Origin of the sequence: Nocardiopsis halotolerans DSM 44410, assembly GCF_000341065.1 — a bacterium.
Classification (GTDB): domain Bacteria; phylum Actinomycetota; class Actinomycetes; order Streptosporangiales; family Streptosporangiaceae; genus Nocardiopsis; species Nocardiopsis halotolerans.
In genome coordinates, this window is record NZ_ANAX01000029.1 from 1 (window position 1) to 5,566 (window position 5,566).

7 protein-coding genes are annotated in these 5,566 nt (G+C 69.7%); 3 read left to right on the forward strand and 4 right to left on the reverse strand.

Annotation, left to right across the window (positions count from 1 at the left end; all coding sequences use genetic code 11):
* On the reverse strand, window positions 1-512 hold a 512-nt coding region (locus tag D455_RS0101965; protein WP_017569083.1), incomplete at its 3' end, for an aminotransferase class V-fold PLP-dependent enzyme.
* Between the two features lie 155 nt (window positions 513-667).
* On the opposite strand from D455_RS0101965, the gene D455_RS0101970 reads away from it, so the two are divergent.
* Window positions 668-1,657 (forward strand): adenosine deaminase, encoded by a 990-nt coding sequence (locus D455_RS0101970; RefSeq protein WP_017569084.1) that lies wholly within the window; start codon window positions 668-670, stop codon window positions 1,655-1,657.
* 49 nt (window positions 1,658-1,706) lie between these two features.
* On the opposite strand, the gene D455_RS0101975 is transcribed toward D455_RS0101970, so the two are convergent.
* The 3 genes from D455_RS0101975 to D455_RS0101985 all read right to left on the reverse strand — a co-directional run bounded on the left by D455_RS0101975 (window position 1,707) and on the right by D455_RS0101985 (window position 4,369).
* Window positions 1,707-2,693 carry a DUF2332 domain-containing protein gene (locus D455_RS0101975; RefSeq protein WP_017569085.1) on the reverse strand — a complete coding sequence of 329 codons (987 nt, stop codon included), beginning with the start codon at window positions 2,691-2,693 and terminating at the stop codon, window positions 1,707-1,709.
* 80 nt (window positions 2,694-2,773) lie between these two features.
* On the reverse strand, window positions 2,774-3,421 hold the full coding sequence (locus tag D455_RS35770) for a DJ-1/PfpI family protein (RefSeq protein WP_017569086.1): 648 nt from the start codon (window positions 3,419-3,421) through the stop codon (window positions 2,774-2,776).
* Between the two features lie 9 nt (window positions 3,422-3,430).
* On the reverse strand, window positions 3,431-4,369 hold the full coding sequence (locus D455_RS0101985) for a GlxA family transcriptional regulator (protein ID WP_026122229.1): 939 nt from the start codon (window positions 4,367-4,369) through the stop codon (window positions 3,431-3,433).
* Window positions 4,370-4,567: 198 nt separating this feature from the next.
* Here D455_RS0101985 and D455_RS0101990 point away from each other — a divergent pair, with 198 nt between their 5' ends.
* Complete coding sequence (locus D455_RS0101990) at window positions 4,568-5,269, forward strand: ABC transporter ATP-binding protein/permease (RefSeq protein ID WP_017569088.1); 702 nt, start codon at window positions 4,568-4,570, stop codon at window positions 5,267-5,269.
* Window positions 5,270-5,273: 4 nt separating this feature from the next.
* Window positions 5,274-5,566: redox-sensitive transcriptional activator SoxR (gene soxR / locus D455_RS0101995; protein WP_017569089.1), on the forward strand; the 293-nt coding region annotated here is incomplete at its 3' end.

Consider the following 5,566-nt stretch of genomic DNA (forward strand, 5'->3'; position numbering starts at 1 on the left):
ACCGGATTGACCAACCCGTTGTGCGTGGGCATGTGGTTCACCGCCACCACCCGCACCCCACCCCGATCCAACTCCCGCTCCAACGCCCCCACATCCATCACCCCGAAGGCGTCATCAGGCACCACCTCCACCCGCACCCCCCGCTCCCCGGCCGCCTTGACCATCCCCAACGCGTTACTGGGATACTCACTGGCCGTGGTCAACACCCGATCCCCCTCAGAGAAGACCACCGAACCAAACGCCAACTCCCACGCCCGCGTCGCACTCTCCACGAACCCGATCTCCTCGGGCCGCGCACCCACCAAAGCCGCCACACCGGTGTAGAAACCCTCCAGCGCCCCCTCCGCGCGCTCAGCCGCCTCATAACCACCCACCCGCGCCTCCAACCGAAGGTGGTCCACCACCGCCTCCACCACCGGCCGCGGCGGCAACGACGAGCCCGCGTTGTCCAGATGCGCCACCTCCAGCGCCCCCGGCGTGTCCGCCCGCACCGCCGCCACATCAACACCCATCCCCAACACCCTTCCAAAACGACAACAACCGCCGCGAACCTACCCACACAACCCCGCAACGCACCCACCCAACAACCCCCCACCCCCACGCACGTGCCCCACACCCCACCCATCAGCCACAATGGCCACACACGCACAACCGAAAGAGCACCACCATGCCCATCCCCAAGGCCGAACTCCACATCCACATCGAAGGCACCCTCGAACCCGAACTGGCCTTCACCCTCGCCCACCGCAACGGCCTGACCCTGCCCCACACCGACGTCGACGCCCTCAAACGCGCCTACTCCTTCACCGACCTCCAGTCCTTCCTGGACCTGTACTACGCCCTCATGGACGTCCTACGCACCGAAGCCGACTTCACCGACCTGGCCCGCGCCTACCTCGACCGCGCCGCCCAACAAGGCGTACGCCACGCCGAGATCTTCTTCGACCCCCAAGCCCACACCAACCGCGGCATCAGCCTGGACACCGTCATCCACGGCCTCACCGCCGCCCTCGCCACCAGCCAGGACACCCATGGCATCAGCACCACCCTCATCCTGTGCTTCCTACGCGACCGCCCCGCCACCGAAGCCCTGGACACCCTCCACCAGGCCCGCCCCCACCTGGACCACATCAGCGCCGTCGGCCTGGACTCCGCCGAAATCGACAACCCACCCGAGAACTTCACCGAGGTCTTCGCCGCCGCCCGCGACCTGGGCCTACACCGCGTCGCCCACGCCGGAGAGGAAGGACCCGCCTCCTACATCTGGCAGGCCCTCAACCTCCTGGGCGCCGAACGCATCGACCACGGCATCCGCTGCCTGGACGACACCGACCTGGTCTCCCACCTGGCCACCACCCAGACCCCGCTGACCGTGTGCCCACTGTCCAACGTGCGCCTGCGCGCCGTCCCCACCCTGGACCAGCACCCGCTCCCCGCCCTGATGGACGCCGGACTACTCGTGACCGTCAACTCCGACGACCCCTCCTACTTCGGCGGCTACGTCCACGACAACTACCAGGCCCTACACACCCACCTGGGCCTGGACGCCACCCAACTACGCCAACTCGCCCGCAACTCCTTCACCGCCTCCTTCCTGCCCCCCGAACGCAAGGCCCAGCTGATCGCCGAGGTCGACGCCCACCCCGACCCCTGGTAACACCAGGGCCCCACCCCCGCCAGGGGGGTGGGGCCCACCAACACCGGCCTCAACGCGCCCAGGCCAACCGCTGCCCGTGCTCACCGGCGAAGGCCACCACACGCCCGTCCAACGCCACCACGAAGTCATGGGCCGCCTCCGGACGCGGCCCCTCCAAACCCGGCAACACCCCAGCACCCTCATTCGACACCCAGTGCCCCTCCAACCCCCGCACGGTCTCCACGAACGCACCACGCGCCCCGGCGTCCAGATAGGCCAACACCGCGCTGTGAAAGACCACCAACCGGGCCCCCGCCGGAACCCGATCAGCCAACCCACGCAACCGCTCCACCAGATCCCCGGCCACCAACACGGGCGGATCCTGACAAGCCACCCGCGCCGCCGCCCGCAACCTCTCCCGACGCGACACCTCACACGGCCCCGGCCAGACCAACGCCTCCAACCACCGCACGTCCTGCTCACGGCGCACGTCCAACGGATTCAGATCGATCCCCGCCCGCCACACCACCTCAGGCACCCGCTCGGGCACCGGAACCCCACCATAGGTCGCGCACTCCAACAGCACCGGGCTCTCCGACGGACCGATCGGCGCACCGCCGTCGAAGGAGTACCGGTACCGATCCGGATACAGGCACAACCCCGCCGACGCCCCCACCTCCACCAACGCCAACGGCCCCTCCAACGACGCCAGGACGGGCAGCAGGGTCGCACACCGGCGCACCTCGTTGGTCTGGGTGTAGCGCTCCAGCACCACCCCACGCACCGCCTCCCAGTGCTCCACCAACCAGGACCGAAACTCCTCCCAGTCCCGCACCGGACCGCCCAGGAACCGCACCGCACCCAACAACAGGTTGGGCTGGCGCTTGTTACCGGCGGGCAGGGACGCCACCAACCCCAACACCTGCTCGTCAGCGGCCAACGCCCGGGCGATACGCGCATACGCGGGAGCGCTCCCAGCCGCGCAACTATCCGCGAAACCCAGATACCGCGCCACGACACGATCCACATCCGCACCCACAGCGGCCCCACGCTCCACAGCCAACGCTCCTCACACCTCGGGGGAAACAGGTGCCCTGGTCCTACCCCGCCCCGCGCCTGAGCGCCCCGTGACGGTGCTCACCCCGCCCCCTCCACCGAAAACCGCGAACGCGCCCGCGCCGCCGCCACCACCTCCGGCGGCGCCGTGACCTCAGAACCCGCGTCGAAGGGAGGCCGCGGATCGTACTCGGCGGCCAACTGCACCAACTGCGCCGTCCGCCGATCCGTCAACCGCTCCGCCAACACCAACCCCATGTCGATCCCCGCCGACACCCCCGCCGCGGTGACGTACCCACCATCGAACACCACCCGCTCCTGAACCACGAACACACCCCAGCGCGCCAACTGCCCCCTCGCCAACCAGTGCGTGGTGGCCCGCCGCCCCTCCAACAACCCCGCCGCCGCCAAGATCAACGACCCCGTACACACCGACGTCGTCCACCGACTCCCCGCGTCCACCCGCCGCACCCACTCCACCAACGAACCACCGCCCATGTGCCGCGCCTGCCCCGGCCCACCAGGCACACACACCACATCCGCCCGCTCCACCTCAGCAAAGGACGCATCAGCCACCAGCGCACCCCTCCCACCAGCAGCACGCACCGGCCCACGCTCAGCGGCCACGAAGACCACCTCCACACCCGGCAACCCCACCCACATCTCATAGGGACCCACCGCGTCCAACAGGGTCACACCCTCAAACAACACGATCGCCGCACGCACCACACCACTCCCTCACCCACCAGGACGAAACCGCGCCCGATACTCCGACGGAGCACACCCCAACACCCGCACGAACGCCCGCCGCATCGCCTCAGCCGTACCAAAACCACACCGACGCGCCACCGCCACCACCCCGGCGTCACCGTCCTCCAACCACCGCCGCGCCGCCTCCAACCGCACCCGCTCCACATACCGGCCCGGCGTACACCCCACCTCACGCGTGAACACCCGCGCGAACTGCCGCGCGGACAACCCCGCCCGCCGCGCCAACGCCTCCACCGACGCATCCTGCTCCGGATGCTCCACCACCCAGTGCTGCACCTCCCGCACCTGCGGCCGCTGCGCCATCTGCGCCGACAACTGGGCCGAGAACTGCGCCTGGTTCCCCGGACGCCGCAAGAACACCACCAGGCCACGCGCCACCCCAAGCGCCACCCGACGCCCCAGATCCTCCTCCACCAACGCCAACGCCATGTCGACCCCCGCCGACACACCCGCCGACGTCACCACCCGCCCCTGACGCACGAAGATCGGCTCCGACTCCACCCGCACCCGCGGAAACTCCCGCGCCAACCGCTCACAGTGCGCCCAGTGCGTGGTCGCCCGCAACCCGTCCAACACCCCCGCACGCGCCAACAAAAACGCCCCCGTGCACACCGACGCCACCCGCCCCACCCCCGCGGCGTGCTCACGCAACCACCCCACCAACCCCGGATCCCCACGCCGTGCCCCCTCACCACCAGGCACCACCAACGTGTCGATCCGCCCCGCCTCCTCCAACGCCACCGACGCCGCCAACCCCAACCCACTCGACGAGGTCACCGGCCCACCACCAAGCGAGGCCGTCCGCACCCGGTACCCGCCCCCGGCACCCGAGAACACCTCCAACGGACCCGTCACATCCAGACTCTGCACACCGTCGAAGACGACGATGACCACCTCGTGCCCCATGCCCCCATCCCACCGCCCCCACCCCATGACCGCAAGGTCACCCACCCCACCCTTCCTGCCATCCACCCCGGCGGGAACCAACCAACCCCACCACCCGTTCCCCCCACCGAGACCAAGGACACGAACAGATCACGAGAACTCTCACCCGCGCAGGACAATCCCAGGCTGGTGACACCAGCACCACACGAACGGACACCCGTGAGGATCTCCAACCGAGGCAAGCTACGCCGCAACCCCGACCACACCCCACCCACCACCCCACCCCTCGTGGAATTCCACGACGTGTCCCTCACCCAGGCCCGTACCCGACTCCTGGACCACCTGGACCTGACCCTGCACCCCGGCGAACACGTCGCCCTCGTCGGCCTGTCCACCACCGCCACCACCGCCCTGACCCGCCTCCTCACCGGCCAGGCCACACCCACCCACGGCCGCCTGACCACCCACACCCACACCCACGTCCTCCAACCCCACCCCACCCTCGCCCACACCATCACCGGCCACACCACACCCAACCCAGACGACCCCCACCTCACCCACACCCTCACCCACACCAACCTCGACCCCACCCACCTACACACACCCCTGGACGCCCTCCCACACCACCTCCTGCCCCGCGTCCACCAGGCCCGCGCCCTCTACGCCCAACACACCAACACCCGACTCCTCCTCCTCACCGACCCACCCACCCACCACCCGCCCACAACCCCCGACACCGGCCTGCTCACCCTCACCCGCCAACCCACCCAGGCCCGCACCGCCGACCGCATCCTGCTCCTCCACAAAGGACGCGTCACCGAAACCGGCACCCACCACCAACTCCTCGTCCGCGGCGGCGCCTACGCACGCCTGTACGCCCTCACCGGCACCCACCGCACCACGGGCAACGTCCTAGGATGAGCACGTGTCACCCATCGTCAAGGAACTCACCGTCGGACAGGTCGCCGAGCGCGCCGGAGTCGCCGTCTCCGCCCTGCACTTCTACGAACGCCAGGGCCTCATCCACAGCCGCCGCACCGCGGGCAACCAACGCCGCTACCGCCGCGACACCCTGCGCCGAGTCTCCTTCATCCGCATCTCCCAACGCGTGGGCATGCCCCTGGCACGCATCCGCCAGGCCCTGGACACCCTGCCCGACAACCGCACCCCCACCCGCTCCGACTGGGCCCGCCTCTCCCAACAGTGGCGCACCGAACT

Bases quoted from the DNA above. Each gene is read 5' to 3' on its own strand.
- D455_RS0101985 (WP_026122229.1), bottom strand. From the start codon at position 4,369: ATGGGGCACGAGGTGGTCATCGTCGTCTTCGACGGTGTGCAGAGTCTG.
- D455_RS0101970 (WP_017569084.1), top strand. From the start codon at position 668: ATGCCCATCCCCAAGGCCGAACTCCACATCCACATCGAAGGCACCCTC.